Source organism: Paraliobacillus sp. JSM ZJ581, assembly GCF_044383835.1.
In the GTDB taxonomy this organism is placed as follows: Bacteria; Bacillota; Bacilli; order Bacillales; family Amphibacillaceae; genus Paraliobacillus.
Genome location: NZ_JBISEP010000029.1, coordinates 1 through 26,568, shown reverse-complemented (window position 1 = coordinate 26,568; position 26,568 = coordinate 1). Strand labels below are relative to the sequence as shown.

Here is a 26,568-nt window from a genome sequence, read left to right as displayed (position 1 = left end):
CCCATCCTCTAACAAAGCACTATTCAATTAACTCTGCTGTTTGTTTTACCTCTGTGTTTTGGATTTTTAAACCATTTTCTTTGGCGATACTTAGAATTCGATCAGGGTTACTCAGTTCTTTCACTTGATATGTAAGGTTTTCATTTTTTGTTTGTTGCTTTGTAATTTGACCTTCAAGTTGTTGCATATCTCGATTCATTGTATCCAAACTAGAACTAAAGTGAATAGTATACGCACAAGCAATCGTAACGAAGAGTCCAAATACAACATACAAGAACTTCTCGCCTGGTGTTACCCAGCGGTGATTCACATAAACTTTTGTTTGCTTTCTTTGTGTTACCTGACGATCTACATTTGCGTAATCACTTACTGATTGCTGCCATTCCCTTGCTCCGCTCGCACTCATTTATCTCTCCACCCCTCTTTATATGAAAACACATGATTCCAAGGCTTTACTTTTTCTACGATTCTTAACTTAGCAGATCGCGCTCTACGGTTACTATCTAATTCTTCTGCTTTTGCTACTATTGGTTTTTTTGTAATTAATTTAAAAGGCGGTTGACTTTCCTCAGGTATGATAGGGATATTCTTTGGTACTGGTAATGCTGTACTCCACTTTTTAAATGCCTGCTTACACATTCGATCTTCTAAAGAATGGAAAGTAATAACAGCAATTCTCCCTCCTATTTTCACGACTTGAGCTGCTTGATGTAACACATCATAAAATGCTCGTAATTCATCATTCACTGCTATACGAATCGCTTGAAACACGCGCTTCGCTGGGTGACCACCCTTTCGTCTTGTCGCCGCTGGTATTCCTTCTTTTATAATTTCTACTAGTTCGAATGTCGTTTCAATTGATTTTTCCATTCGTTTAGCTTCAATTTTTCTAGCAATTTGTTTAGAGAATTTTTCTTCACCATATTGAAAAAACATCCTGACCAACGCCTCGTATGACCAATGATTAACTACGTCATATGCAGAAGTATCTTGTGTTTGGTCCATCCGCATATCCAACCTAGCATCATGTTGATAACTGAAGCCTCTTTCTACATGATCTAATTGAGGAGACGACACACCTAGATCAAATAACAAGCCATCCACTTCTTTGATTTCTTCTTCTTCTAACTTATCATTTAAAAAACGAAAATTAGAATGTATAAATATCACGTTGTCTTGATAACATTCCAATCGTTGTTTAGCTGCATTCAGTGCATGTTCATCTTGATCAAAAGCAATTAGCATCCCATCTGATCCAAGACTTTTTAAGATAGCTTCAGAATGACCGCCACCACCAAGCGTACCATCAACATATATGCCATTTTCTTTGATATTTAGCCCATCTATTGTTTCATGTTGTAATACACTTTTATGATCAAACATTAGTTACACCTTCTTCATTTTCAATTATATTTATCTTGTTAAAAATCGATATCCATCATATTCTCTGCAATTTCTGCAAAAGAATCCTCTGATTCTTCAACATAAGTATTCCAATTCGTTTCTGACCAGAATTCAACTCTATTCGAAACTCCAATTACTGCACATGCTTTATCTAACACTGCATATTTGCGAAGAGAGGCGGGAATATTTATTCTTCCTTGTTTGTCCACTTCACATTCCACAGCACCGGAAAAGAAAAAACGAGTGAAGGCACGTGCGTCTTTTTTAGTTAAAGGTAGTTTTTTTAACTTATTTTCTATTACACGCCATTCTTCCATGGGATAAGCAAATAAACATTGATCTAAACCTCTTGTAATAACAAAAGAATCACCAAGATCAGTGCGGAATTTTGCAGGAACAATAATCCGTCCTTTGGTATCAATATTATGTTTGTATTCTCCCATGAACATAATAATCGCCCACCTTTTTTATAATGTTACCACATCCCCCCACTTTCCTCCACTTTTTTTTAATTGTTTTTATTAATATTTTAATATTTTTTTATTTCGGATAAAAAGGAGCGCCCCTAAAGGCCTTTCGTAAGAGGACAAAAGCATTAACGCCCGATTAACGATGTATGAAATCGACTGCACTAGAGAAGTTTTAAAAAGTATCTCGACATAAGGAATTTATTTTGATTTATCGTTCAGGGATGAGCAGAGTCTTGTTAATTGCTAGATGTAGCATGATTTATGATTTAGCAAACATAAAAAAACGTTACGCAGTTCGTATGCGTAACGTTTTTGTGGTGAATAGTGGTGGTTATATTTTTACTACGTAATGATTTTCTAAAAAGGAGTATGGATAGTCCGTTAAATTTTTCAACCAGTCAAATCCATACTGATTAATAAAATAGATAATATTCCAACATCGTTCCTGCAAACCATTTTCGGGATGAAGCATCACTTCCATGTTATCGAATTTATCAATGACATGTTGGTTTTTTTTTGTTATTTCTTTATCAATAGCTTTTTGTAAAAACTGAATATGATCTTGTATATAAGCAAGGTTTTTATTTGCTAAATCTTCTAAATCCGGACCATAACTTGATGCAATCTTTCGCAATGGTTGATGCATTTGGTCAACTGATATCGATAATTGATCTACCAATGCATTAAGTGGTGGATGTTGTTGCATTGCTAACCAATTCATCTTTTTTAGTTGAACACCTTTATTGATTACTTCATCTATGGGCATATCAAATTGCTTACTAAAATTCTCATTTTTACGATTGATTATTGTCAAGGAAAGTCTCGGATATACTGGGGGCATATTCAAACCCAATGCTTGAAATGCTGGCTTTAAAACAGACCAATATCCTAATTCCCCTGGGCCAGCCATAAATGCTAAAGTCGGGAATAACCATTCTTGTATTACCGGTCGTGTCACCACATTATTACTGAGCCGCTCTGGTGATTTTTCTGCAATTTGCAATAATTCATTCGTCGTTAACCTGCACTCCCCATTCTTTCCTACCCATCTACCTTCTGTATCTTTAATTAATAAAACACGTTCCCCATTGACGTGATAGAATAAGTGAGCGTCATTTTCATCGACATCGATAGAGACACTATACCCCTCCTGTTTGACAGATTGTAATTGCTGATAAACTTGCTTACTTATATTAGGTTGATGATTAATTAATTGCGCGAAACAACCGGACTCCATTTTTCTTACTTGATCATCACCTGAATCAATTAATACTAGTCCTTCATGAGCGAATAACTCATGGATAAGTTGGGCGAAAAAGTCAACATACGTATTAGATTGGTTAAGCTGTTTTACTAGTAAATCAAATAATGCTCTCGAATGTAATGTTTCTTCCATTTGCTCAAAAAGAGTGTCCAACCAAAATAATACTTTTTCATGATCTAGTTCCAATTCAGAAATTGGCTGCTTTCCTAAAATACGTTGTTCGATTCGATGCTTTTTCATCTTCTTATTATTCGGTACCATAATATGATCAATTTCATCAAAATCATGGTCTTCACCTGCAATCCAAAAAACTGGAATTACTGGGACATTTAACAACTGTTGTTGCTGTTTAGCAAAAACAATAATCGACACTATTTTATGAATGGTATAAAGCGGACCTGACAATAAACCTGCTTGCTGACCTCCTATGACAGCAACACTAGAAGGATTACGCAATGCTTCAATATGTTGAAATGTCATTTCATTTGCATTCCAACGTCTGTTCAAATCGAATAAAACATCAGCCAATTGATTTCGATCGTATGTTTGTTTCTCAATATCACTTAATCGTTTTTTCATTGTCTCTTTTCTATAAGGATCATAGGAAAATTTATTCATAATCTGCTGTTTTTGATTATAATAATCTTTCAATAAAGGTTGCTGCGTTATTGTTACTGGATGTATTTCCACAAATACCTGCCCCTTTGTTTGTTATAAGTTCTTTTATTGATCGTTATATATTAATAATTGTTATAATAATTCCTATTATAGATAATATAAGATGGCAAAACAAAAAAAACACAAAGCTAGCACGCCAAAAAATTCTCCAAGCTTTTTTTAAAATAATTTCATCCGTTAACCTCCATTGAATAATGATGCTACACATTAAACCAGATAATAATAAAATGATTATAAGCCCAAAAAAACTGTGATTAAATAATTGTTGTAACATTATCATAACAGAAACAATATAAAGTAAGGTTGAATATGCAACACTAAGATGCAGTGCACGTTTCGTATTTTTATACATAAGTTTTATAATAATATATAAAGAAATCGTGGCTAACCAAGGAAATGTAACTATCATCGCCAACATTATTCCAAATGCCTGTATCATTACATCACTCCTTCTGCTCTTCTAAAGCTTTAATAGATAAGTATAAAAAATGAATAACAGAAGATTCGAGAGATATTTTATTTAATACATAACCTAAAATTGCTTCTATTTCTGATTTTCTATTATAGGATATATCCTCTTTCATTGAAGAATCATTTTCTTTTGTTTGTTCAATAATATGAACGATTCGCTCCCAATGCTTCTGTTCATTTACTTTGAGCGCAGTACAGGCTTCTTTACAGACTAATTTTGCTAGTGTATGTAAATGTGGATTTGTTAAAAGATCACCATTTTTCACTTGAAATAAAGCCGTTATTGGATTAATAACCATATTTATTAATAGCTTATTAACTAACATCGCTTCCCAATCAGGTGCTACTTCAATCGGAAAAGCTTCATTACTTAGTGTCTTCTTATAATCCATTAACAATGTTTGCTTTCCACTATACAACGCTAAATTTATTTTTCCTCTTCCAGTATGTATGACGGTTCGCTGATTTTTTCTCTTCGCACCGTGCTCACAGGTTCCTAATATGATCGTATGCTCAGTTTTTAATTCACTTAATAAATCAATATGACCCATACCATTTTGTAAATAGATAACTGCGCCATTAAAATCTTTTAATTTGTAATTAATCGAACGAATATCGTGTTGCTTCACACACACAATATAGATATCCATTTGATTTAAATCATTGATCTGTTCTGCTTGCACTTTAAAAGTAGTTTGATCAGGTAAGTATAAAATACCATTCTTATTAATTTGATTTTTTTGTTCTTTACTTCTCACAAACAAGATTGGGTGTTGACCAGATCGACTTAACAGCGAAGCTAGTAACAATCCAATCGCTCCACCACCGATAATTCCTATTCTCATCATTATCCTCCTCTATACATTCGGACGAAACACTGCTAATAGTATATAAAAAATCTCGTTCATTCGTCTAGTTCTGATAAAAACAGCCATTCAATTAAAATAAGGCCTTGTCAAATACAAGGCCTTATTTTAATTGTTTTGCACTACTACACAATCGTTCTAATTTAAAAAATATTTCTTCATATTGTTTTATTTTTTGTTTTAACTTTTTATTTTCTTCTGCTACAGATTCTGCATGTTGATTTTTTAAAAAACGATAACTCCCCTTCATATCTTCCAAAATAGATATTGCTGTCTCCAATGGATGGGAAGCGAGCTCATCTTTCAGCTCTTTTATAAACGGATACGACGATTCTTTCCTTTCTTGTTTCGCTAGCTCAATAGCGTGCTGAAATTCTTTCCTAACCGATGCATTCCATCGAAATCCGCATGCCGCGGGTGTTCGCGACAAATACTTTCCTACATCTTTAAATGCTTCTAGTTGTGTCTTACCTTCACGAATATAACGTAACACTGTTTCTGCGAGTAATGTATCCTCGTCATTAGACCAAGCATCTTGTCTTGTTACATTCATTTGATTCCCCCTCTCCTATTACATTTGCTATTAATATATGCAAACAATAGGGGTGGTAGAATAGAAAGCCATTAAAAAAGATGCCAGAGAGAGTTTCTGCCATCTTTTTTCTTTATTATTGATCAACTACTTGCTTTCCATCATATTGTCCACATGATTTACAAACATGGTGAGGTTTAGTAAGTTCACCACAATTTGAACATTCAACCATTCCTGGTACATGTAATTTTTTATGTGTACGACGTTGATTTTTTACTTTTTTAGAAGTTCTTCTCTTTGGTACTGCCATGTCTTACACCTCCTTCACTTACAAAACGAAAATCTTAACCTTGCTATATCAACACATAGGGTGGGAAGTTATTTTTTTCACTTCACCTTATTGATTTTCTTTATTTTCCTTTTCATCCAACAAAGATTGCAACTTTCTCATTCTTGGATCAATGGTGTCTTCTTGTGGTTGTTCGGAAACTACTTCCCAACCCTCTCCAGAATTCAAACCATATTTCTCAATTTCTTCTTCACTTGCAAATACCCGAAAAGGAATCTCTAATAAAACATTTTCCTTTATATAAGGCTCTAAGTCAAGCATCTCTCCATCAACTGGATGAATTTCGGAATCATCTTCCGCTTGATAATATGGGTTAGTTGAGAAGACTTCAACAGTATCCACTTCGAACGGGTATTGCACATCAATCAATGAACGTGCACACGGCAAGACCATCGTGCCTATCATTTTAATATAACAGGTAATTTGATCACCTTGCATATTTGCGTGACCTTTCACTTGAACAGGACTAATTTGACGAATATCATTATTCCAGCTTTCAATTTCTGAAATATCTACTATCTCATCAAACTGATAATCATCAGAACGTACTATTTTCTGAATGGATATTTTCATTTCTATCACCTCAAGGCACAACGTTTATTTTAAAAGTAATTCGTTGTTTTGTCAACATTTTTTCTTTACAGTAGTTATTCTATTAAATATGATACAATACTACCCAGAAGGAGTGAGCTACATGCACGCTTGTGGATTAGTTGTCGAGTATAACCCTTTTCATCACGGGCATTATTATCATTTGCAAATGGCGAAAAAACAAACTAGCGCAGATTGTATCATCGCTGTAATGAGTGGTAACTTTCTTCAAAGAGGGGAACCCGCCATTACAGATAAATTTTCAAGAGCTAAAATGGCTATAGACCAAGGAGTAGATATAGTTATTGAGCTACCCTATTCAAACGTCGTTCAGCACAGTGATTTGTTCTCTCTTGGTGCAGTGCAAATACTTAATGAAATGCTTGTTTCCTCCATCTGCTTTGGGAGTGAAAATGGTGATATCACCGCATTTCAACGTGCTTTTGATCGATATAAACAAAATCAATTATTATTTAATAAGACATTAAAGGATGAGCTATCTCTTGGGAATTCTTTTCCTACTGCAAATAATAAAGCTTTTCAAAAAATAGGTATGGCTGATACGAATGAACTTGACTTAATGCAACCTAATAACATACTTGGTTTTAGTTATTTAAAAGCAATTGAAAAAGTAAACCCAACAATGCAACCATTTACTATTCAAAGAAAACAAAGTGACTATCATGATCAGCATATTACTAAACCATTTGCTAGTGCAACAAGCATTCGAAATATGTTACTTACAAATGGAGTAATGGATCAAACAATAAATGAAACACTCTCTCAAAACAGTATAGCTTATTTAAATGCATACAAACAAACAACCGGGATTTGGCATACATGGGAAAATTATTTTTCATTATTGCAATACCGAGTCTTAACAATGTCTAAAGAAAGTTTAAAAAACATTCATGGCATCGATGAAGGCATTGAAAATCGAATGACTCGAACTGCTAAGGAAGCAACTAGTTTTAAGGAATGGATGCAATTACTGAAAACAAAACGATATACGCAAACAAGACTCCAACGAATATTTACACATATTTTAACAAATACAACAAAACAATCAATTAATGAAATACAGCAGGTACCTTTTTCATATATCCGTTTACTGGGATTATCTGAGCAAGGAAAAGCTTATTTAAACCAAACAAAGAAAGACAGAGCCATCCCTCTCCTTACCCAATTTAAAAAACAATCTTCTTTAATGATGGCAATGGAAGAACGTGTAACCGATGCATACTATGCCATACTATCCCCTAACATAAGAAAAAAAATGCGGAAACAAGAACTTGAACCACCTTATCAAAAAAAAGAATGAGCGTGCTATGATAGCACGCTCATTCTTTTTATTTTAAGTCATTTAAATAGTTGATCGCGTCGTCAAATGTATCAACTGGAACAATTTTCATCGATGAATCTATTTCTTTTGCTGTTTGTAATGCAATCTGATAATTTGAATCTTTTGCACCACCTTCATTTGGTGCAAAGAAAATGTCACAACCTTCTTCGTCAGCAGCAATAACCTTTTTATCAATGCCACCTATGCGTATAACTTCTCCTTCATAACTAATTTCACCTGTACCAGCTATTTGAAATCCTTTAGTCAAATCTTCCTCTATTAATTGATCATAAATTTCTAAAGCGAACATCAATCCAGCACTTGGGCCACCTATATCACCGCTTGAAAAATTCAATTCTTGATCTACAGTCACCTCACGATCAGTAACTAATTGAATTCCTATTCCTACTCGATCAGGTTCATCGGGAAAAGGGACTAAACCAACTTCCACTTCCTTTTTAGTATCCTCTCGCTCAATGGTTAATGTAATTTCACTACTAGTTGATTGTTTATCAACTAAATCAATTAATGATTCAGCAGTGTTAACTCGTTGTTTATTTACTGCTATAATTTTATCGCCTGTTTGCAATACTTTCTCGGCTGGCATCCCTTCTATAACAGAGACAACATATACACCTTTATAAGAAATGTCTATCTTTTTGTTTGCAGCTTCATAAGCAACAACAGTTGATGCCTCCTGAGAGCTTTCCATCATTTGTAACTGTGCTTTGAAATACTCTTCTTGCGATACACCTTCAGGAAATACGTCAGAAAGCAATTTTATATCTTGAAACGGATCAAGTAATGCCAACGCATATTGTAATGGTGTTGCTTGACCACCACGAACGGTCACTAAATGCATGTCTCCTTCGCTCTCAAATCCGTCTGTTACGCTCACCACTCTATTTAAAGCGTCAGCAGTACCTGGTTTGTAAATATAATAAGGTAGGCGATATAAGGTGACAAACATCAAAATGATAATGAGAAAAACATATAAAATGATACGTTTTTTATTCCAAATCATATTTTCCCCTCTTTACTTTTAACTAATTCACTTTCTTTGAAAAATCAATTCATTCACTGAACTAAATCGTATATGCAGTGCTGGATACAAAAAATAAATACATTTTTCATCTATTACTACGCATAAAAAAAAGGCATGTCTACGTATATTGAATATAAGACAAAAAAATAAAACTATTTTTAGTTTACTATTTTTTAAAAAATAAGTACAGAATAGTATCGGGAGTAGGCGATAACTTTGAAATCCAAAATAAAATCTGCAACCCTCGCATTGTTCGCATTACTAATAGCAGTTGGGTTAATTGTTTTTCCAAATTATACTTTAGAAGCTAGCATGCGTGGAATTAATATATGGTGGGGAACAGTTTTTCCTTCTCTATTACCTTTCTTTGTAACAGCTGAGTTACTGATCGGTTTTGGGGTTGTTCGTTTTATCGGGGTGTTGTTTGAACCGATTATGCGACCAATATTTAATGTACCTGGCGCTGGTAGTTTTGTTTGGGCAATGGGAATGGCAAGCGGATACCCCTCTGGCGCAAAATTGACTGCTCGATTGCGTCAAGAAAAACAGATCACTCAAATTGAAGCCGAACGTTTAGTTTCTTTTACTAATGCATCAAACCCTTTATTTATTATTGCAGCTGTTTCAGTAGGTTTGTTTCATGATGCATCACTCGGATTCCTGCTTGCGATTGTCCATTACTCTAGTAATGCCTTGGTCGGTTTTTGCATGCGTTTTTATGGTAAAAGACAAGAAAAGAGAAATGAACTGCGATCTAAATTGTCTGTAAAAAAAGCATTTGAAGCATTACACAAAACTCGGATACGCGATCAACGCCCATTCGGTAAAATTTTTGGTGATGCCATTGTCAATTCTGTCCAAACATTACTAATGATCGGTGGCTTCATCATCATATTCTCAGTCATTACAACTCTATTACTTCGGATAGGTGTAGCACCTTTCTTATCAAATGGGCTTGCGAAAATACTAGAAATATTCCATTTACCTAGTGAATTAGCATTGCCAATTTTTTCAGGGTTGTTTGAAATTACACTAGGTGCTCAATTAATAGCTGACACAAACCTATCCAGTATATTAGCAAAATCCATTGCAGTCAGCTTTATTTTTGCATTTAATGGATTTTCAGTTCAAGCTCAAGTGGCCAGTATTTTGGCTGAAACAGATATTCGTTTCTTACCATACTTCTTTGCTAGGTTATTGCATGGTGTTCTAGCTAGCGGCATTGCCTTTTTACTATTTCCATATGTATATGATCCGACTCAAACAACAAGTCACGTTACTACAACACTAAACTTATTTAGATCTACAGAAAGCTTTAGTTTATGGTTGAATTTATCAGATTATGGACCAGTTATCACATTAATTTCTTTAGGTATTGCAATATCTATTATGATTAATCGTCTATATAGATACGCATCATAATTTAAATTTTTCTTTCAACGCATCTTCAACTGCTTTCGGCACTAAATCAGATACATTCGCGTTATATTTAGCGACTTCTTTAACCATGCTAGAACTTAAAAACGAGTATTGATTATTTGTCATAATAAAAAACATTTCAACATCCTCATTTAATTTACGATTCATGGAGGCGAGTTGTAGTTCGTATTCAAAATCACTAACAGCCCGAAGACCACGTACGATTGCTTGGGCTTCTTTCTCTTTAGCATAATCCATTAAAAGCCCACTATGACAATCAACGGAAACATTAGGAATAGTGCATGTTGCTTCTCTTAACAAATCTACTCTTTCTTCAACCGTAAAAAGTGGTGCTTTTGATTGATTATTAAAAACTGCTACAATAATATGATCAAAGACTTTAGCCGCTCTTTGAATAATATCCAGATGACCAAAAGTTACTGGATCAAAACTTCCTGGGCATATAGCTATTCTATTCACAGGATTCATCTCCTAACTGGTATAAGGTAATGGAAGTACCACTGCCATAGGTTTCCGATTTTATTTTATTAAATGCTTCAATATGATCTGAGAGCTTTTCTCTCCCATCATGTTCACAAACAACAATTGTTTTTTCATTACAAAGTTTAAAATGATTTATTTGCTTTAGCAATTTCTCATATGATACTTTTTTATACGGTGGATCTAAAAAAATAATATCAAATACTAGTCCTCTTTTACCAGCAGCCTTTAATGCTCGAAAAGCGTCTGTGCGATATACTTCTACCTGCTTATCCATATTCAATTTCTTAATATTTGAATAGATCGTTTGAATTGCTTTTGCTTGTTGATCTACAAATACCCCTTGATTCATCCCTCTGCTAATTGCTTCAATACCTAAAGCACCACTTCCCGCAAATAAATCTAAAAATACTCCACCATCAAAAAACGGACCAATCATTTGAAATAATGCTTCTTTTACTTTATCTGTTGTCGGTCGAGTTAGTTTATTTGGTACCGTCTCTATACGATGACCTTTATATGTCCCTGCAACCACCCTCACCAGCGCCACCTCTTCATTTCTTTTATTCGAATTCTATCCTACCACAATTTTTAATATTGAGAAATAATATTTATTAGGTATAGATCTAGCATTATCGTCCATACTAATTTAGTGAGGTAGCTAATTAATGCTTTGGTTACTTCTTGAAGACGGAGAAGACTTACGTTTCCCCATAAGTTCTTCCTCCGGTTTCTCCTCTCCCTTTGCCTTTTTAGTTTTCTAATGTATAGAAACTAAAAAGGGCCTGCAGATAATATATATCTGCAGGCTTTTTTTAAGTTGCTCTGTTAATGTTCAATTTTGTTATTCGATTAACACCTCTGTAAATAACAACCTAGGTTAAAACGTTATATCTCATGTATAAAATCAGCTATAAGGTAGCTATATTCCACAATTAAAAGAATAACAGTTATTGAAGCAGCAATTCCCCAAATAGTCATTACAGACCGCTTCTTTTGATTTTTACTTAGCTTTTTATCAGACACAACTACACTAATAGCTGTAAAAATACCTAATAAGGCTATGCTGAGCCAAAAAAACATCTTATCCCCCCTAACCACACGTAATAGTCTAGTCATTAAAATTAAGTTTGCGCTCAATAAAACAAGCTAACGTGAGTAACGTCCCAATTAACTCTGCTGATTTACGAAGTAAATAACGTTCTAAGACTTCTTCCATTAACATTCCAGTTGATGATGACGTAGTAAGTGCATCGATTAACTATTCTGTTAACCGATGTTATGCCACTGAATTTAGTAGATTACTCCCAACGTCATAATTTAGGACTTGATTACAGAACGCTTGTTTGATTTAAGTAAGTATCAATAACCAACTTTAACAGAGCCTTTAAGTTATATCCCCATTTTATAATCATATTCTTTTGCTTTATCTTTTTGTGCATTTTCAAATTCGGTTTTCACAAAAGGCTTAGCTGACTGATCAACTTTTGATACAAACGGAAGCCTTTCCAATTTAATTGATTTATCATTCACTTCATCTTGATCAACATAAATAACTGCATATTTAAGATTTTTAGATACATAAATCAAATGTCCATATCGCTTAATTTGTTTTACGTTTTTCATGTGCTGAAACCAAATAACTAAACCTTGTCTATTTGTACGCATAATCTATCCTCACTCACACTAATAATTTTCTGTATTTGTTTTTTATGAGGCTTGACAGCCACAACCGCCACCAGAACCACAACCACAACTACTATCTGTTAACAATGCACCAGCTTTAGGTACTTTTACTTGATCACTTACACTATGTGCAATGCAATGACTTATTTCATCAAGTAATGTTTGAATATTTCGCTCTGCTACTTTAAAAGCTGCTACACAATCATTCATATCCATATCACGCTTTGTTTGTCTAATTTCTTTCATTATATTGCTATAGTCAGGGTGATAACGTCCAAATCGTTGCACTTCTTCATATTGTTCTTTTTTATCATTAAAACGCTTGATCAGTATTTGTGCTTCCGCATCATTTACAAGGCGTTTTTTTGCTTCTATATACTCATCCATTACATCAGATGAAAGGATCATTTGTCCAATTTGTTCAGAACGATCTAATAATTCTACAATTTCTGTTGTTGCCAACACCATTGTTCACCTCCATAACATAATCATATCAATAATATGTCAAAAAAAAAAGTGCAAGTACTAATCTTTCATTGTACTTGCCATCTGAAGAAACATTCCTAATAATTGCATTTGTTCTGAAATACGTTCCACGCGTTGCGGAATTGTTCTACCTTGATATATTTTGGCTTGCTTTTCCATATCTACTAATGCCATTGGATTTCTTGACAACTTACGATACCACGACGGATCATGCCTCATGTAATAAAGCACGCTTGCATTATTTTTAACTTGTTGATAAATAAGTGGATCCATTGAATGAACTCCTAATCATAGTAGTGTTGAAATGGGTTTCTGTTGGGAAACTGCTTCGCTTTAGTAGGTATTTGTTTTTTCACTTCTTGAAATTGACCGATTAATGATTGGATATTTGCAACTGCTCCATTAAGTTGACCGATATGTCCCTCCACTTTGCTTAAATCTATTTTTTCTACTATATCAGTCATTTGCTTCATCCATTGCTTACTTGATTTTGAACTATTATTCTTTACATTAGATACTTCATCTGTGTGCTTATAGTTCTCCCAACTAGGATCGTCTTCACCTAATAAAACCCATTTCTCATAAAATTCTTGCCACTTTTTATTACCATTTCTAACTTCTTTAATCGTGCCTGGATAACGCTTTACAAATGTCTTGAATTGTTCGATATTTTGTTCATTTCTCATAAAGAACACACCTCACATACCCAACATTATTCTTAATATAATTTAGTATATGTATACACTTATCACACGTGCACCTTATATTTGTAAACTAACTGTCAATACGTAGTCTTGTTCGTTTAAGTATTTTTTAACAAAAGAACATGACAGTAAATGTTTGATAAACTTCCCTTTATCAGCTAGTGACTTTAATTGTGAGTAAGCATGTTACATTTATAGTATAGTTAGAGCTAATTATAAGTATTCATCCATCACGAACAATGAAAAAGACGCTTTGTCCTTAATAGACAAAACGTCTTCAATATTTAATGCAATTGATCTTGTTCTGATATTTCTTCTAGCGCACGACCTGCTGCCACATTCGATTGTTCCTCTTGTGCCAAATCACCTAAAGCAACGATACCAACTAATTTCTGACCAGCAACAACTGGTAATCGTCGAATCTGATGTTCGGCCATTAAATCAGATGCTTCTTGGACACTTGTATGTGACTCCACAGTAACAAGGTAATCGCTCATTACTTCGTCAATTTTTGTAGTACCTGGTTTATCCTTTGCATAACCACGTAATACTAAATCTCTATCTGTCACCATACCAATTAATTCAAGAGATTCCTTACAGATTGGAATTGCTCCAACATTTTTTTCTGTCATACGTTTTGCACAATTAATTAAAGTATCATCAGGTGTACAATAGGTTAAGTCTGTTGACATAATTTCATTTATTGATCGCAAACTGTTTCCTCCTTCAATGCTTTTGGATTAAACGATAAAACAATGAACGGATAAATCCGTTCACTATCTTATTATGACCGAATAAATCGAAATCTTTCATGTATCCACATATTATTTACAAAAAGAAATCAAACGTGGCGATATATTCGTTCATAATATATTTTTTTAATTAGTAGACTATTCAAATCCTTTACTTCATGCTATATTCTGTTTATACATAATTTTTTTACTATTTTTTCGTTTCTCGAAAGGAGTTCCATACTCAAGTGTTTCGTTACCTTACTAAACGTCATTTGTTATATATTTTTTTAGCTGCACTATTGCTACTTATTGGATACTTTATCCTTCCTATCTCTTTACCATTAATTCTTGCTTTTTTGACCGCATTATGCCTGAATCCGTTTATTCATTGGTTACAATTCCGATTCAAATTGAACCGTAAAGTCTCTGTTATTATTGTCTTTCTCATATTTGTTTTAATAACAGGCGTTTTAGGCACATATGTTATTGCAAGTGTTGTAACACACATTGTTAATTTTGTTGAGAATACACCAACATATATTAATCAAATAATGGATAAGTTTGTTGAATGGCAAACACAAATGGAAAATATGATGGAGGATTTACCAGCAGAATTTATTACAGAAATCCGAGATGGTATTGCAAATAACATTACCAATTTTAGCGATACAATAAAATCACAGCTGCAAGTGGAAAAAATCGCCGGAATAGTGGCAACTATTCCAGAATATTTAGTTAGCTTATTAGTGTATCTGATTGCATTGTTTTTATTTATGATTGAATTGCCTGTACTAAAAGCAAGTGTTTATCGCTATTTAACTGATGCGACAGCTGAAAAAGTTCATTTTATGAATACAAGATTATCAAATCTTATCCTTGGATTTCTTAAAGCTCAATTTCTTGTTAGTATTATTATATTTATTGTTACATTGCTTGGTTTACTATTGATTGTGCCACAATATGCGATTATTATGTCATTAATCATATGGGCGATTGATTTTATACCCATTATTGGATCTATCGCTATTTTAGCTCCTTGGTCATTATATATGTATATTACTGGAGACCTCGTTATGGGAACCAAATTAGCTATCCTTGCGATTATCCTGTTAGCAATCCGTAGAACCGTTGAGCCAAAAGTAATGGGACAACATATTGGTTTATCACCATTAGCCACATTAATTGCTATGTACATTGGTCTCCAACTATTCGGGTTTTTAGGATTTATTATTGGACCATTAGTCGTTATTGGCTTTAACTCTGCAAAAGAAGCAGGTATTATTAAATGGGACTTTAAATTATAACAATGTAACGCACAAAAAAGCACCTCATATTCATATAACAAACCGCACCAATCGGTGCGGTTTGTTATATGATCAAACAATGGACAAACAAGCTAAAAAAAATCGAATAAATGTGGTTTGTTTATTTGACTAATGTCATCCCACCTTATCTTTTCTTCTTTCACTATAATTTTTCCGAATATTTGTAAATTCTCTAACGACTCACTGCCCAATAGCAATGCAGTAATTGAATTAATATTTGCTTCAAAATTTATATCAACATTGGTTGCTTGATCGACTTTTTCAACTTGCTTACATTTTCGATCTTCAAATGTTATTAGCCATTTCCCATTATTCCATGATGCATGTTCGTCTTCCAATTTGAAAAGCAGACGAACTTTTTCTTTTGCAGTAATGTACGGATATTTTTTCATAAATCCAGAAAAATCAATAATACGTGACATGAAATAAGCTTTTTTAATTAATGGAATACGCGGATTATCAAGATAAAAAGCAAAAGAATGATTCGGTTGTGCAACAAGCGTAATTGAATTAACCATTGAGTCGTGATTTTTGAGCCATTGTAGTAATCCTTGACAAGCATCAATGGATTGATAAACAAATTCTTTAATGCGTAAATGGGATGCATTAATGTCAGCAATCAAATACCCAAGTGCATCTCCTGCTCGGTTGTAATAAATGATGATTGTGTCCTGTTCAGAAATAACGCGCTTTTCCCACCACCAATCATCTCTGTTCATCATTAAACCATATTGCGATGCTTCATCTTTATATAACTTTTTTAATGTTGCTTTCTCTTGTTCAAAAGCTACTCTTTTGCAAAATCCTGCTGTTTGATATGTTGGAATATCTTTAGGGGTCAAGTCATATTTGTACGTATAATTTGTTACTTCATATCCAAATTTACGATAAAATTTAATTAAAAATGGATGAAGCATAGATAACGTAAATCCTTGTTCCTTCATTTCAGCAAATGATCGCATTAATAATTGATGAATATGTCCAGTTCTACGAAACTCCGGCCAAGTAGCCACACCTGCTACGCCACCAAATTCTAACTTTTCATCTCCTAAAAAAAGTTGCAACGGTAAAATATGTAGTTTAGCAGCTAGCTGATTATCTACAAAAGAACCTAAATTTATTTCTCGTTTTTGCATTACCTCTTTTCTTTCCAACTTTTCTACTTCTGATAGTCTATATTTAAATGCATATTCTTCAAGGCAAACTGCTTGATCAAAATCTTTTGCTGTCAAGTTTCTTATTGTATTGTTTTTAATTATTTACACAACCCTTCGTAGATTTAAATTAATCCTTCTTTCATCTTGTTATCAATTTCTTCGCAAGATATACGGGTTAACTGTATTGCTAATTTAGGAGAAGGATGCTAGGTGTCTTCTTTCCTCATTCACCTATCTATATAATAAAAGAGCTGTCTAAATTAGACAACTCTTTTATTTAAAATCCTAATATCGCTTTAATCATACTGGTTGTTTCCCCACCATCAAAAAATACATATAGTAAAAGATATACAATTACTCCTGTAATCGAAGTGAAAAACCAAATAATACTTGTAATAGGACCTAGTTTTTGATGTTTTTTGATCTTTCGTTTAAAAGCCAATACAAGCGTCGTAATTCCAAATATCGCTCCAATTGTAGCGAGATTAATGTGAAAAATCAAGAAAATGGTATAGTACAATTTCAAATCTTCCGGACCACCGAAGCTTGTATTACCAATAAATATCGTGCGTGATGCATAAATAATAAAGAAGGCTAATGCACTAATAGCAGCAGCAATCATAACCTTCTTATGTGCTTTATACTTTTTCTTAACAACTAATATCCAACCAACCCCAACTAAAATAGCACTTAATACAATCAACGCTGTACTAATCGTAGGTAATAGTGGCATGTCATCCTCTCCATTCTAACCCATTACTTTCATATAATAGAAGGTAATGTGAAAATAATTATACTGATAAAAATAATCATTAAATAAAACAATGAATACACAAATACTTTATTAGCCCACTTATATGTGTCTTGTTTTTTGATTCCTTTTAAGCTTACCATTAGCCAACCAATATTTAGCCCACTTGCTAAGAGAAAAAAGAGAAGTCCTAATTCATATAAGAAAAACGGAATTGGCAGCAAACAAATAATGTAGAATATAATTTGACGCTTAGTCACATCGAATCCATATACTACAGGCAACATAGGAATATTCGCAGCTTGATATTCATCTTTCTTTTTAATGGCCAATGCTAAGAAGTGCGGTGTTTGCCATACAAAAATTAGTACAAATAACGCAAATGCCATTATAGATAAATCAGGATCAACCGCAGACCAGCCAATTAAAGGTGGTACAGCTCCTGATAAACTTCCAACCGCTGTATTCAACGTATATCGTCGTTTTGACCACATCGTATATAATACGACATAAGCAAACCAACCAAGAAACCCAAAAAAAGCTGCTTGCCATGATGTAATGAATAAAAATATAACACCCACAATAGACAATAGGATACCTAGCAATAAAATAACTGTTAATGACATCGTTCCAGTAACAGTAGGACGTTTTTGTGTACGAATCATTATCAGATCAATATCTCGATCATAATAATTATTTAACACACTTCCTCCTGCAATCACTAATGCGCTACCGATTAACATGAGAAATAAATCTAACCAATAGTCATTTAATTGTAGTTGATTTTGGTAAAGTGCTAATAGAAAACCTGCAAGAGCTGTCATTACATTAGATTGAATGATTCCTGTTTTAAACAAAGCTTTTAAATCAGCTGTTCGTTTTATTTTTTCTACAGCTTGGTCGGCTGAATTAGTCAGCATTTCTTCAGCTGTTGAATCATATTTCTGCATCTTATTATCACAACCATTCATATTTTATATATACAAAAAAAATATACATACTCTCATATTTTTAGCAAACTTTAGCCCTTTTTTCAAGCTTTTTATACTTTTTAGTAGAATATCTAAAAAAAGAAACGCTAACACAAACAGCATTAGCGTTGAAACGTAGTAATTATTTTATTGCATCTGTACACGACGAATATTTTTTGGTTTTTGATCGGTGTAAGCTTGTTCACTCTCCATATTCGGTTCTAAATTGGCTTTTTTCACATGTCTGGCTATGTTATTTAAAATTCCCATGGAGATTAATAATACAAGTAAAGAAGAGCCACCATAACTTATAAACGGCAGTGTCACACCAGTGATCGGTAGCAATCCACTAATAGCCCCTAAATTAATAAACGCCTGAACACCTATCATCGATGAAATACCAATAGCTAATAAAGAACCAAATGTATCTTGACATTTTCTTGCTATATATAAGCCTCGCAAAACAATAGTCGCTAATAAAGATAGCACAACAACAACGCCCACAAAACCAAGTTCTTCTGCAACAACTGCCATAATAAAGTCATTATGTGCCTCTGTTAAATAACCAAGTTTCTGTATACTTTGACCTAACCCTAAACCATCTATCCCACCAGTACCAATAGCTAGATAGGATTGTATCAATTGATACCCACTATCTTCCGCGTCTAAAAACGGTTGATATGCACCAGAAAACCTAGATAAACGTTCACTATTAAGCATATTCGCACCAGCTAAAATAACAAAGCCAATCCCAGCCACAATTAATAATGATAAATGTCTTAATTTAATACCTGAACTAAAAATAACACTACATGCAATCAAAAAGATAATCGCAGCAGTACCTATATCAGGTTGAAGTGTAATTAAACCTAGCAATATCCCAGTCATAACTAAAGGTGGTAATACCGCCGTACCAAAATGTGCTATGTAATGTTGTTTTTTTGAATATACAGATGCTAGGTACATGATCAATCCTAGTTTCACAAACTCCGCTGGCTGAACAGAGAAGCCACCTATAGATAGCCAAGATTTAGCACCTTTTATCGGCTCTTCAAATAAAACCACAATGAGCATAACAATTAAAATACCCACAATAAATTTCATTAACTTTTGATAATGACGATAATTAAAAAATATACAGAAAATAAATAGACCTAATCCAATGATAAACCATTGAATCTGCTTCATCATATAATGATTAGCTGGATATCCATCTTTCACAGCAATGACCATACTAGCACTGTAAATCATTACAATACCAAATAGAGTTAACATAATTGGTGCAAAAATCAGGATAAAGTCAAATGTTTTCCATCTCTGTTTCATAACTTTTCCCCTTCAATATCATCTTATTGAAATAAAAAAACCTTGCCGATTACATGGCAAAGGCTTTTATCTATCGATAGATACTCACTCACTTGTTCAAGTTCGTTGCGCAGCTTCATGTAATAAATTTAGTTGTCTCTCTAGACTATCTATCAGTTGTTTTCCCTCTTCTTCAGAAACTAAATTTAATCGTACCGCAAAATCTATTTCCCTTGATAAACCGAACATTTGTGTATCCAATACTTCCTCATATAATGGACATTGAGGCATTGTAAGATTATCCATTTGAACCTTAATCAATTTAAGTATTTTTTCAGCATCCGCCTTAAGAAGGGCATAGGCTTTTTCTGTATTACTTTCAGCCACATTAGGTATCAAATTCATTCCCCTCCATTATACAACTTCTTCTTTCTATATTAGCGTTAAAAATAAAAAAATGCAAGATGATAGAAAATATTCAACGAAAGAATTAACGACATATTATGCATTATTGGAGATTAATGAATAACTTTTAAAATTCAACAAAAAATAACCCTAAATATAATCTTGAAAAAGATTGGGGGTTACTAAATTGAAAAAATATTTTTTCTTTATTTGTTTAGCTTTTCTTTTATCCGCTTGCCAATCCAATGAAGAACAGTCACTTTCAGATCAAAAGTCAGATGATCACATGCTACAAGTTAAAAATTCAGATCCATCGTCTGAACAAACAAAATTAACTAATCAAGAAATAGCAAAACATCTCGCTCGTGTGGCCAATCGTGTGCCAGATGTAAATGAAGCAACTGCATTGATTGCTGGCCCTTACGCTGTTGTGGGCATAGATGTCAATGAAAAACTGGACAGATCTAGAGTAGGAACGATTAAGTATGCGGTAACAGAAGCCTTACATGATGATCCTTATGGAAAAACCGCTGTCGTAATTGCTGATGCTGATGGAACAGAAAGAATTAAAAATATGGCTAAAGGATTTCAAGAAGGGCATCCTATACAAAATATTATAGAAGAATTATCAGCTATTGTCGGTAGATACATGCCAGAAACGCCACCAAAAAATACGCATACGAATGAATCAGATCAGAACAAGGACAGTATATCCAATAAAGAAGAAAAAGATTTAGAAAAAATTCAAGAAGAACAATCGAATCACTATATGAATAAAAACAGAGAATAGGGCATTACTTCCTATTCTCTTTCTTTTAAATGATTAAAATATGCTACACCGAACTGAGAACCCTCATCAACCATTTTAGCATTTTCTATATTATCTACTTCTGGCACACCTGCCTCTTCAATCGGAAATGATTTTGATTTTTTCATAGTATTAACGCATTTTTTTACTGCCATCATTCCTTTATCACGTGCCTCTTTATTAACAGTGTAATAAAGCAAAATACTAGCTATTATAGTATATACAATACTTTTTCGCACTTAATCACCCTTTCTTGCTATTCATATTAGTAATCATTCCCGTAAAAAAATCATTTTAAACGATTCATTAATATTCGCTATTTCTCCTATTTAGATTACTATGGTAAACTAATGAATAGAAAATCTTTATCACAAGAAATAGAGGTGACGAGATGAGAGTAAAATGTCCAATCTGCGATACCGTAGATGATATAAATCATGACTCCCCATTAGCAAAAAAATTAAGAAATAGAAAAAAACACTTATACCTATGCCCTAACTGCACAGCACGTATAGGTGAAAACACAAAAAAAAGGCAAGAAACCGGTGACTTTCAATTATTTGAACAACCGAAGAAAGAAGATCCTTATATTTAAGATATTACAAAACAAGTATACAAGCAGAACATGTTACCATGTATACTTGTTCTTTCTTAGTTATAATTAAAATACAATGGTTATTTTAACTCGATATATTGATTAATAATTTTATCTTTTAGCAATGGGTGCCCAGAGAAAGCTGTGTTTTCTGTCAGGAAGTTTAATGGCGTCCCATCAATTTGTGTTGTAATACCACCAACCTCTTCGATAAGCATCACACCAGCAGCGAAATCCCATGGATATAATCTTATCGAAATATAGGCATCTAATATGCCTTCTGCGACACCTGCGAATTCTAATGCACCAGAACCATAGGATCTCGTTCCTCTAACCGTTTTAATAAGCTCTTGTATTTTCATATGATTCAATCGATTATTTTCACAGCTCAACAAACTGTTAACTAAGAGAATACTCTCTTCCAAATGAACATGTTCTTTTAAAGGAGCTAATTGTCTTTCATTACGAAACGCACCTTCTCCTTTCTTTACGTGATATAAGACATCTTCCATTACATTATAAATAAACCCTATTTGACCAATTCCATCTTGGTAAATGGCCAAAGATATAGCAAAATTTCGTTTCTGGTGAACAAAATTCATCGTTCCATCAATCGGATCTAAAATCCATACTACCCCGTCCATTGTTGATAAATCATCCCCAAAACCTTCTTCAGACAACAATTTATGTGACGAGTAGCTCGATCTGATTTTATCCGCAAAATATTTTTCCGTCTGTTGATCCATTTCAGTCACTAAATCATTTGGGTCTGATTTTGTCTCTACCTTCAGTGTCTTATTTAAACTTCTCCGAATAATTTCACCCGCTTCCAATACCCAATGCTTTGCTTGTTCATATAACTTATCACGTTCTGCTTTGTCCAATATTATCCCTCCAAATTAACACTTGATCCGGCTTTGAAAATACACTTCAATCACGCTTCATTACATTCACTTTGTTATCATAAAAAATGTGATTATGTTATAGTAAATATACATTTAGTCTACTCAATTGTACTATATATCTAAGCTAAAACCTAATAGATTCATTTATATCGAAAGGGGTAATTATTATGCAATTACAAGGATTTGAGAAAAAAGATTTTGATACATTTTATATAGACGGACTTGATGAAAGAATGAAAGCAATTCAAGAACGAATTCAACCAAAATTTAAAGTAATTGGTACCGAATTAACCGATCATCTTTCCGTTAAGCTCGGACAGGAAATGTTTCTACACATTGCCAAGCATGCTCGCCGTTCCGTTAATCCACCGAATGATACATGGCTTGCAATTTGCGAAAATAAACGCGGTTACAAAAAACATCCACATTTTCAATTAGGTTTATTTGATGATCATATTTTTGTCTGGCTTGCATTTATTTATGAGTTACCTGGAAAAGATAAAATAGCAACACAATTCTTGTCTGATATAGACAAACTACAAAGTTTACCTAATTCATTTGTTGTATCATTAGATCACACAAAAAAAGATGCCATTTCTATTCAAGAATTATCTAGCGAACATTTAAATCGCGTACGTACCGTGAAAAAAGCAGAGCTATTAATTGGAAAACATATTTCGAAAGAAACGGCCATAGAACTAGATACTGAAGTATTTATTAATGATGTAAAAGAAACGTTTGATACGCTAGTTCCTTTGTATCAAAAAGCGATGCATGTTTTATAATATAGTTAAAAGACGTGTCCCAAAGCTGACTGTCAATGCTTTAGGGACACGTCCCTTACCTTAATCCATTTTGAATACCCCTAATCCTAATAATGATGATTCTCTAGCCTGCTTCATTGTCCGATAAATGGAGTATCCTGTACTTTGTTGAAAATGTTTGTCTATTTGTTTTTCTTCACTTTTAGATGGAACAATTTGTTTAAAGCATTGATATGCAAAAATCAAATCATCATGCTTTACACTTTGCTCATTCGCCTTTTCAATTAAGGATAAAAAGTTGACTACATCAATTATCTCATCTGTTGTCCATGACTCATTTAGTGGATAACTATAATTCATTTCATTCTTCCTTTCTTTCTAATTCGTTAGCTAGTAATTTCATTTATTATTTGCTATAATTTTTTTGTTTTCTAACTTTAATTGTATAAAGAGGAGCACCGATTATGCAAGATCAAAATCAAACACCTTTATTTTCAGGCTTACAAGCACACGTAAACAGTAAACCAACATCCTTTCATATCCCTGGTCACAAAAAAGGGCATGGAATGGAAGTGAATTTTCGTAATTTTATTGGGGAAAATGCATTGTCTATTGATTTAATTAATATTAGCCCTTTAGACGATCTTCATCATCCTCGAGGTATGATAAAAAAAGCACAAGAGTTAGCGGCGGAAGCTTTCGGTGCTGATTATACTTTTTTTTCGGTTCAAGGAACTAGTGGTGCGATCATGGCAATGGTTATGAGCGTTTGTGGACCAGGCGATAAGATTATTGTACCGAGAAATATTCATAAGTCGGTTACCGCCGCACTTATTTTCGCTGGTGCTATCCCTATTTTCATCCATCCTGAATTAGACAATCAATTAGGAATTGCACATGGTATAACACCTGAATCTGTTAAGCGCGCAATTAACTCGCATCCAGATGCAAAAGGGGTATTTGTCATTAATCCTACCTACTTTGGTATTGTTGCAGATCTTAAGCGCATTGTGACTATCGCACATGAGAATAATATTCCAGTGTTAGTAGATGAAGCACATGGAGTACATATCCACTTTCACAATGATTTACCTTTATCAGCAATGCAAGCTGGAGCTGATTTGGCAGCTACTAGTGTCCACAAACTTGGTGGTTCATTAACCCAAAGTTCTGTATTGAATTTAAATAAGGGATTAGTTTCCCACGAACGGGTTCAGAGCATTTTATCTATGCTTACAACTACATCAACATCTTATATTTTATTAGCTTCTCTCGATGTCGCAAGGAAACAATTAGCTATATCAGGTGAAAAGCTAATCAATAAAACAGTTGAACTTGCAACAATTACAAGAAAAGCTATTAATGCGATCCCTCATCTGTATTGTCCAGGTAAAGAAATGCTAGGAACCGAGGCGACGTTTGATTATGATTCGACTAAGTTAATTATTTCAGTTAAACAATTAGGTATTTCTGGTTATGATGTAGAGAAATGGTTAAGAGATAATTATAATATAGAAGTAGAATTATCTGATATGTATAATATCCTTTGTATTATTACACCTGGTGATACGTCTATCGAAACAAACAAATTGATTCATGCCTTACGTCATCTTTCTAGCATCTACCAAGCTAATCCAACCAATAAACAAATAGAAGTAACGATCCCTCCTATACCTAAATTGAGTATAACACCAAGGGATGCTTTCTATTCAGAAACCGAAACGATTTTATTAAAAGAATCGGCAGGTAGAATTAGTGCGGAATCGATCATGGTCTATCCGCCTGGTATACCTATTTTTATTCCGGGTGAAATAATAACCGAAGCAAATTTAGCATATGTAGAAAAGAATATTCAAACCGGTTTACCTGTCCAAGGACTAGAAGATGAAACGTTAGCAACTATTCATGTTATTAAAGAAATGAAACCTTTTCAATGACATTATTTTAAACCGAGCTTAAGCAAGCTCGGTTTAATTTCACCCTTATTCTATTGTTTTAATTGCACGGGGATTTACCATTGTATACCCTTTATCTCTTAAACCTATGACAATATCAGCCATTGCAGCATTTGTCCATTCCCGATCATGCATTAATAAGTTGGCACCTGGTTTTAGAAGTGAATATTCTTCACCCACTTCCGGTCCTTCACCTGAGATCATTGCTTTTTTCAACTTTTCTGCATCTTGATAAGGAGCAAAGTAATCATATCCATATGTCCAATTCATTAATATCATTTTTTCTTTTTTAACAAGTTCTCTAGAATAATCCGTATTTGCACCATGTGGGGCTCTAAAGAATTTCGGACGTTCTCCAATAACTTCTTCTATTAGATCACTTAAACTAACAATTTCTTGGCGCTGTGTTTGTTCATCTATTTTTGTTAAATTTGCATGTGTCATTGTGTGATTGCCAATTTCAAATCCCATTTCATGAATCTTTTTTAAAGTTTCTTTTTGTTCATCTGTATTTAAAAAATGACCATTCACAAAAAAGATTGCATTTGCATCTAAGTCTTTCAACGTATTCGCCATTTCTAAAGCATATTTATCTGGTGCATCATCAATTGTTAGTAATACTACATTTTCATCAGCATCATTTACTGGAATTACTGATGAATTCTCATTAATTTCATATTCTACTTCAACTTGTTTGACTACTTGTTCTTTTTCTTCTTCATGATTTGAGTCTTCGTTTTCCTCAGCCTCGTTATTATCACTGGCTTCTTCTGTATTAGTTTCTTCCTCTTTACTATTGTCTTTTTTTTGGTCACTATTACTACATGCTGTTATAATAAAAATTATCGCTACTACTAATAGCAACATGCTAAGCAACAAGCCTCTACGCTTCATCTGTAAACCTCCTGCTGTTTATATATACAACTATTATACGATAAACCGTTTCGAATATCTGCAATATCAATTAGTTTTTAAAAATCATTGTACATTCACGTATTAATTCGCACTTGAGTGAATTTCATAATTTATAACCCTTGTGCCCCAACAAGTTTGAGATACAAAAAAAGAAGTACCTCCCCAAATCT

Annotated in this window: 34 protein-coding genes; 7 read left to right on the top strand and 27 right to left on the bottom strand. The window is 33.6% G+C overall.

Annotated features, from left to right (window positions below):
* Positions 1 to 19: 19 nt before the first annotated feature.
* From ftsL to ACH6CY_RS13465, 9 genes are all read right to left on the bottom strand, one after another.
* The gene (gene ftsL / locus ACH6CY_RS13505; protein ID WP_374067856.1) at positions 20 to 406 is read right to left on the bottom strand and encodes a cell division protein FtsL; all 387 of its coding nucleotides are present in this window, start codon (positions 404 to 406) and stop codon (positions 20 to 22) included.
* Positions 403 to 1,383, bottom strand: coding sequence for a 16S rRNA (cytosine(1402)-N(4))-methyltransferase RsmH (gene rsmH, locus ACH6CY_RS13500; protein ID WP_374067855.1), 981 nt, complete (start codon positions 1,381 to 1,383; stop codon positions 403 to 405). The genes ftsL and rsmH overlap by 4 nt, the downstream gene beginning before the upstream one ends.
* A 38-nt stretch (positions 1,384 to 1,421) precedes the next feature.
* A complete protein-coding gene (mraZ, locus tag ACH6CY_RS13495) occupies positions 1,422 to 1,853 on the bottom strand; it encodes a division/cell wall cluster transcriptional repressor MraZ (RefSeq protein WP_374067854.1) in 432 nt (143 codons plus the stop codon).
* Positions 1,854 to 2,205: 352 nt separating this feature from the next.
* Positions 2,206 to 3,828 carry a bacillithiol biosynthesis cysteine-adding enzyme BshC gene (gene bshC / locus ACH6CY_RS13490; protein WP_374067853.1) on the bottom strand — a complete coding sequence of 541 codons (1,623 nt, stop codon included), beginning with the start codon at positions 3,826 to 3,828 and terminating at the stop codon, positions 2,206 to 2,208.
* A 43-nt stretch (positions 3,829 to 3,871) separates the two neighbouring features.
* The gene (locus tag ACH6CY_RS13485; protein ID WP_374067852.1) at positions 3,872 to 4,255 is read right to left on the bottom strand and encodes a DUF3397 domain-containing protein; all 384 of its coding nucleotides are present in this window, start codon (positions 4,253 to 4,255) and stop codon (positions 3,872 to 3,874) included.
* Positions 4,256 to 4,259: 4 nt separating this feature from the next.
* Positions 4,260 to 5,132 (bottom strand): 2-dehydropantoate 2-reductase, encoded by an 873-nt coding sequence (locus ACH6CY_RS13480; RefSeq protein ID WP_374067851.1) that lies wholly within the window; start codon positions 5,130 to 5,132, stop codon positions 4,260 to 4,262.
* A 124-nt stretch (positions 5,133 to 5,256) separates the two neighbouring features.
* Positions 5,257 to 5,706 (bottom strand): RsfA family transcriptional regulator, encoded by a 450-nt coding sequence (locus ACH6CY_RS13475; protein WP_374067850.1) that lies wholly within the window; start codon positions 5,704 to 5,706, stop codon positions 5,257 to 5,259.
* 115 nt (positions 5,707 to 5,821) lie between these two features.
* Complete coding sequence (gene rpmF, locus ACH6CY_RS13470; protein ID WP_090856965.1) at positions 5,822 to 5,995, bottom strand: 50S ribosomal protein L32; 174 nt, start codon at positions 5,993 to 5,995, stop codon at positions 5,822 to 5,824.
* 87 nt (positions 5,996 to 6,082) lie between these two features.
* Positions 6,083 to 6,607, bottom strand: a complete 525-nt coding sequence (locus ACH6CY_RS13465) for a YceD family protein (RefSeq protein ID WP_374067849.1) — start codon at positions 6,605 to 6,607, stop codon at positions 6,083 to 6,085.
* Positions 6,608 to 6,728: 121 nt separating this feature from the next.
* Here ACH6CY_RS13465 and ACH6CY_RS13460 point away from each other — a divergent pair, with 121 nt between their 5' ends.
* Positions 6,729 to 7,946 carry a nucleotidyltransferase gene (locus tag ACH6CY_RS13460; RefSeq protein WP_374067848.1) on the top strand — a complete coding sequence of 406 codons (1,218 nt, stop codon included), beginning with the start codon at positions 6,729 to 6,731 and terminating at the stop codon, positions 7,944 to 7,946.
* Between the two features lie 28 nt (positions 7,947 to 7,974).
* Here the strand turns inward: ACH6CY_RS13460 and ACH6CY_RS13455 are convergent, their stop codons facing one another.
* The gene (locus ACH6CY_RS13455) at positions 7,975 to 8,991 is read right to left on the bottom strand and encodes a SepM family pheromone-processing serine protease (RefSeq protein WP_374067847.1); all 1,017 of its coding nucleotides are present in this window, start codon (positions 8,989 to 8,991) and stop codon (positions 7,975 to 7,977) included.
* A 237-nt stretch (positions 8,992 to 9,228) separates the two neighbouring features.
* Here ACH6CY_RS13455 and ylbJ point away from each other — a divergent pair, with 237 nt between their 5' ends.
* Positions 9,229 to 10,434 carry a sporulation integral membrane protein YlbJ gene (gene ylbJ, locus ACH6CY_RS13450; RefSeq protein WP_374067846.1) on the top strand — a complete coding sequence of 402 codons (1,206 nt, stop codon included), beginning with the start codon at positions 9,229 to 9,231 and terminating at the stop codon, positions 10,432 to 10,434.
* On the opposite strand, the gene coaD is transcribed toward ylbJ, so the two are convergent.
* The 8 genes from coaD to ACH6CY_RS13410 form a co-directional block, all read right to left on the bottom strand.
* A complete protein-coding gene (coaD, locus tag ACH6CY_RS13445) occupies positions 10,429 to 10,911 on the bottom strand; it encodes a pantetheine-phosphate adenylyltransferase (RefSeq protein WP_374067845.1) in 483 nt (160 codons plus the stop codon). The genes ylbJ and coaD overlap by 6 nt on opposite strands.
* Positions 10,904 to 11,473, bottom strand: coding sequence for a 16S rRNA (guanine(966)-N(2))-methyltransferase RsmD (rsmD, locus tag ACH6CY_RS13440; RefSeq protein WP_374067844.1), 570 nt, complete (start codon positions 11,471 to 11,473; stop codon positions 10,904 to 10,906). The genes coaD and rsmD overlap by 8 nt, the downstream gene beginning before the upstream one ends.
* A gap of 347 nt (positions 11,474 to 11,820) precedes the next feature.
* A complete protein-coding gene (locus tag ACH6CY_RS13435) occupies positions 11,821 to 12,015 on the bottom strand; it encodes a hypothetical protein (protein ID WP_374067843.1) in 195 nt (64 codons plus the stop codon).
* Positions 12,016 to 12,324: 309 nt separating this feature from the next.
* Complete coding sequence (locus ACH6CY_RS13430) at positions 12,325 to 12,600, bottom strand: YlbG family protein (RefSeq protein WP_374067842.1); 276 nt, start codon at positions 12,598 to 12,600, stop codon at positions 12,325 to 12,327.
* A 42-nt stretch (positions 12,601 to 12,642) separates the two neighbouring features.
* On the bottom strand, positions 12,643 to 13,083 hold the full coding sequence (locus ACH6CY_RS13425; RefSeq protein ID WP_374067863.1) for a YlbF/YmcA family competence regulator: 441 nt from the start codon (positions 13,081 to 13,083) through the stop codon (positions 12,643 to 12,645).
* Positions 13,084 to 13,143: 60 nt separating this feature from the next.
* Complete coding sequence (locus ACH6CY_RS13420; RefSeq protein ID WP_374067841.1) at positions 13,144 to 13,377, bottom strand: YlbE-like family protein; 234 nt, start codon at positions 13,375 to 13,377, stop codon at positions 13,144 to 13,146.
* A gap of 11 nt (positions 13,378 to 13,388) precedes the next feature.
* On the bottom strand, positions 13,389 to 13,790 hold the full coding sequence (gene ylbD, locus ACH6CY_RS13415; protein ID WP_374067840.1) for a spore coat protein YlbD: 402 nt from the start codon (positions 13,788 to 13,790) through the stop codon (positions 13,389 to 13,391).
* Between the two features lie 302 nt (positions 13,791 to 14,092).
* Positions 14,093 to 14,521, bottom strand: coding sequence for a CBS domain-containing protein (locus ACH6CY_RS13410; protein ID WP_374067839.1), 429 nt, complete (start codon positions 14,519 to 14,521; stop codon positions 14,093 to 14,095).
* Positions 14,522 to 14,787: 266 nt separating this feature from the next.
* Between ACH6CY_RS13410 and ytvI the strand changes: the two genes are divergently transcribed.
* Positions 14,788 to 15,846, top strand: coding sequence for a sporulation integral membrane protein YtvI (gene ytvI, locus ACH6CY_RS13405; protein WP_374067838.1), 1,059 nt, complete (start codon positions 14,788 to 14,790; stop codon positions 15,844 to 15,846).
* 92 nt (positions 15,847 to 15,938) lie between these two features.
* On the opposite strand, the gene ACH6CY_RS13400 is transcribed toward ytvI, so the two are convergent.
* From ACH6CY_RS13400 to ACH6CY_RS13380, 5 genes are all read right to left on the bottom strand, one after another.
* Positions 15,939 to 17,099, bottom strand: coding sequence for a GNAT family N-acetyltransferase (locus ACH6CY_RS13400; protein ID WP_374067837.1), 1,161 nt, complete (start codon positions 17,097 to 17,099; stop codon positions 15,939 to 15,941).
* 202 nt (positions 17,100 to 17,301) lie between these two features.
* Positions 17,302 to 17,757: a DUF420 domain-containing protein gene (locus tag ACH6CY_RS13395; protein ID WP_374067836.1), complete on the bottom strand. Its 456-nt coding sequence runs from the start codon at positions 17,755 to 17,757 to the stop codon at positions 17,302 to 17,304.
* A 29-nt stretch (positions 17,758 to 17,786) separates the two neighbouring features.
* The gene (gene cyoE / locus ACH6CY_RS13390; RefSeq protein ID WP_374067835.1) at positions 17,787 to 18,725 is read right to left on the bottom strand and encodes a heme o synthase; all 939 of its coding nucleotides are present in this window, start codon (positions 18,723 to 18,725) and stop codon (positions 17,787 to 17,789) included.
* 168 nt (positions 18,726 to 18,893) lie between these two features.
* Entirely contained in the window at positions 18,894 to 20,072 is a 1,179-nt protein-coding gene (gene ftsW, locus ACH6CY_RS13385) for a putative lipid II flippase FtsW (RefSeq protein ID WP_374067834.1), read from the bottom strand.
* A 96-nt stretch (positions 20,073 to 20,168) separates the two neighbouring features.
* Complete coding sequence (locus tag ACH6CY_RS13380; protein WP_374067833.1) at positions 20,169 to 20,450, bottom strand: Fpa/YlaN family protein; 282 nt, start codon at positions 20,448 to 20,450, stop codon at positions 20,169 to 20,171.
* A 193-nt stretch (positions 20,451 to 20,643) separates the two neighbouring features.
* Between ACH6CY_RS13380 and ACH6CY_RS13375 the strand changes: the two genes are divergently transcribed.
* On the top strand, positions 20,644 to 21,246 hold the full coding sequence (locus ACH6CY_RS13375) for a YhcN/YlaJ family sporulation lipoprotein (protein WP_374067832.1): 603 nt from the start codon (positions 20,644 to 20,646) through the stop codon (positions 21,244 to 21,246).
* 11 nt (positions 21,247 to 21,257) lie between these two features.
* Here ACH6CY_RS13375 and ACH6CY_RS13370 read toward each other — a convergent pair whose 3' ends face one another.
* The gene (locus ACH6CY_RS13370) at positions 21,258 to 21,503 is read right to left on the bottom strand and encodes a hypothetical protein (RefSeq protein WP_374067831.1); all 246 of its coding nucleotides are present in this window, start codon (positions 21,501 to 21,503) and stop codon (positions 21,258 to 21,260) included.
* Positions 21,504 to 21,655: 152 nt separating this feature from the next.
* On the opposite strand from ACH6CY_RS13370, the gene ACH6CY_RS13365 reads away from it, so the two are divergent.
* A complete protein-coding gene (locus tag ACH6CY_RS13365) occupies positions 21,656 to 21,859 on the top strand; it encodes a YlaI family protein (protein ID WP_374067830.1) in 204 nt (67 codons plus the stop codon).
* A gap of 80 nt (positions 21,860 to 21,939) precedes the next feature.
* Here the strand turns inward: ACH6CY_RS13365 and ACH6CY_RS13360 are convergent, their stop codons facing one another.
* The gene (locus ACH6CY_RS13360) at positions 21,940 to 22,743 is read right to left on the bottom strand and encodes an inositol monophosphatase family protein (protein WP_374067829.1); all 804 of its coding nucleotides are present in this window, start codon (positions 22,741 to 22,743) and stop codon (positions 21,940 to 21,942) included.
* A gap of 188 nt (positions 22,744 to 22,931) precedes the next feature.
* Here ACH6CY_RS13360 and ACH6CY_RS13355 point away from each other — a divergent pair, with 188 nt between their 5' ends.
* Positions 22,932 to 23,549, top strand: coding sequence for a YktB family protein (locus ACH6CY_RS13355; protein ID WP_374067828.1), 618 nt, complete (start codon positions 22,932 to 22,934; stop codon positions 23,547 to 23,549).
* A gap of 60 nt (positions 23,550 to 23,609) precedes the next feature.
* Here the strand turns inward: ACH6CY_RS13355 and ACH6CY_RS13350 are convergent, their stop codons facing one another.
* A complete protein-coding gene (locus ACH6CY_RS13350; RefSeq protein ID WP_374067827.1) occupies positions 23,610 to 23,888 on the bottom strand; it encodes a UPF0223 family protein in 279 nt (92 codons plus the stop codon).
* A 104-nt stretch (positions 23,889 to 23,992) separates the two neighbouring features.
* On the opposite strand from ACH6CY_RS13350, the gene ACH6CY_RS13345 reads away from it, so the two are divergent.
* The gene (locus tag ACH6CY_RS13345; protein ID WP_374067826.1) at positions 23,993 to 25,465 is read left to right on the top strand and encodes an aminotransferase class I/II-fold pyridoxal phosphate-dependent enzyme; all 1,473 of its coding nucleotides are present in this window, start codon (positions 23,993 to 23,995) and stop codon (positions 25,463 to 25,465) included.
* A 45-nt stretch (positions 25,466 to 25,510) separates the two neighbouring features.
* Here ACH6CY_RS13345 and ACH6CY_RS13340 read toward each other — a convergent pair whose 3' ends face one another.
* Complete coding sequence (locus ACH6CY_RS13340) at positions 25,511 to 26,377, bottom strand: polysaccharide deacetylase family protein (RefSeq protein WP_374067825.1); 867 nt, start codon at positions 26,375 to 26,377, stop codon at positions 25,511 to 25,513.
* Between the last annotated feature and the right edge of the window lie 191 nt (positions 26,378 to 26,568).

Bases quoted from the DNA above. Each gene is read 5' to 3' on its own strand.
- ftsL (WP_374067856.1), bottom strand. From the start codon at position 406: ATGAGTGCGAGCGGAGCAAGGGAATGGCAGCAATCAGTAAGTGATTAC.
- rsmH (WP_374067855.1), bottom strand. From the start codon at position 1,383: ATGTTTGATCATAAAAGTGTATTACAACATGAAACAATAGATGGGCTA.
- mraZ (WP_374067854.1), bottom strand. From the start codon at position 1,853: ATGTTCATGGGAGAATACAAACATAATATTGATACCAAAGGACGGATT.
- ACH6CY_RS13485 (WP_374067852.1), bottom strand. From the start codon at position 4,255: ATGATACAGGCATTTGGAATAATGTTGGCGATGATAGTTACATTTCCT.
- ACH6CY_RS13480 (WP_374067851.1), bottom strand. From the start codon at position 5,132: ATGAGAATAGGAATTATCGGTGGTGGAGCGATTGGATTGTTACTAGCT.
- ACH6CY_RS13475 (WP_374067850.1), bottom strand. From the start codon at position 5,706: ATGAATGTAACAAGACAAGATGCTTGGTCTAATGACGAGGATACATTA.
- rpmF (WP_090856965.1), bottom strand. From the start codon at position 5,995: ATGGCAGTACCAAAGAGAAGAACTTCTAAAAAAGTAAAAAATCAACGT.
- ACH6CY_RS13465 (WP_374067849.1), bottom strand. From the start codon at position 6,607: ATGAAAATATCCATTCAGAAAATAGTACGTTCTGATGATTATCAGTTT.
- ACH6CY_RS13460 (WP_374067848.1), top strand. From the start codon at position 6,729: ATGCACGCTTGTGGATTAGTTGTCGAGTATAACCCTTTTCATCACGGG.
- ACH6CY_RS13455 (WP_374067847.1), bottom strand. From the start codon at position 8,991: ATGATTTGGAATAAAAAACGTATCATTTTATATGTTTTTCTCATTATC.
- ACH6CY_RS13435 (WP_374067843.1), bottom strand. From the start codon at position 12,015: ATGTTTTTTTGGCTCAGCATAGCCTTATTAGGTATTTTTACAGCTATT.
- ACH6CY_RS13430 (WP_374067842.1), bottom strand. From the start codon at position 12,600: ATGCGTACAAATAGACAAGGTTTAGTTATTTGGTTTCAGCACATGAAA.
- ACH6CY_RS13420 (WP_374067841.1), bottom strand. From the start codon at position 13,377: ATGGATCCACTTATTTATCAACAAGTTAAAAATAATGCAAGCGTGCTT.
- ylbD (WP_374067840.1), bottom strand. From the start codon at position 13,790: ATGAGAAATGAACAAAATATCGAACAATTCAAGACATTTGTAAAGCGT.
- ACH6CY_RS13395 (WP_374067836.1), bottom strand. From the start codon at position 17,757: ATGCCACTATTACCTACGATTAGTACAGCGTTGATTGTATTAAGTGCT.
- cyoE (WP_374067835.1), bottom strand. From the start codon at position 18,725: ATGCAGAAATATGATTCAACAGCTGAAGAAATGCTGACTAATTCAGCC.
- ftsW (WP_374067834.1), bottom strand. From the start codon at position 20,072: ATGAAACAGAGATGGAAAACATTTGACTTTATCCTGATTTTTGCACCA.
- ACH6CY_RS13365 (WP_374067830.1), top strand. From the start codon at position 21,656: ATGAGAGTAAAATGTCCAATCTGCGATACCGTAGATGATATAAATCAT.
- ACH6CY_RS13355 (WP_374067828.1), top strand. From the start codon at position 22,932: ATGCAATTACAAGGATTTGAGAAAAAAGATTTTGATACATTTTATATA.
- ACH6CY_RS13350 (WP_374067827.1), bottom strand. From the start codon at position 23,888: ATGAATTATAGTTATCCACTAAATGAGTCATGGACAACAGATGAGATA.
- ACH6CY_RS13345 (WP_374067826.1), top strand. From the start codon at position 23,993: ATGCAAGATCAAAATCAAACACCTTTATTTTCAGGCTTACAAGCACAC.
- ACH6CY_RS13340 (WP_374067825.1), bottom strand. From the start codon at position 26,377: ATGAAGCGTAGAGGCTTGTTGCTTAGCATGTTGCTATTAGTAGTAGCG.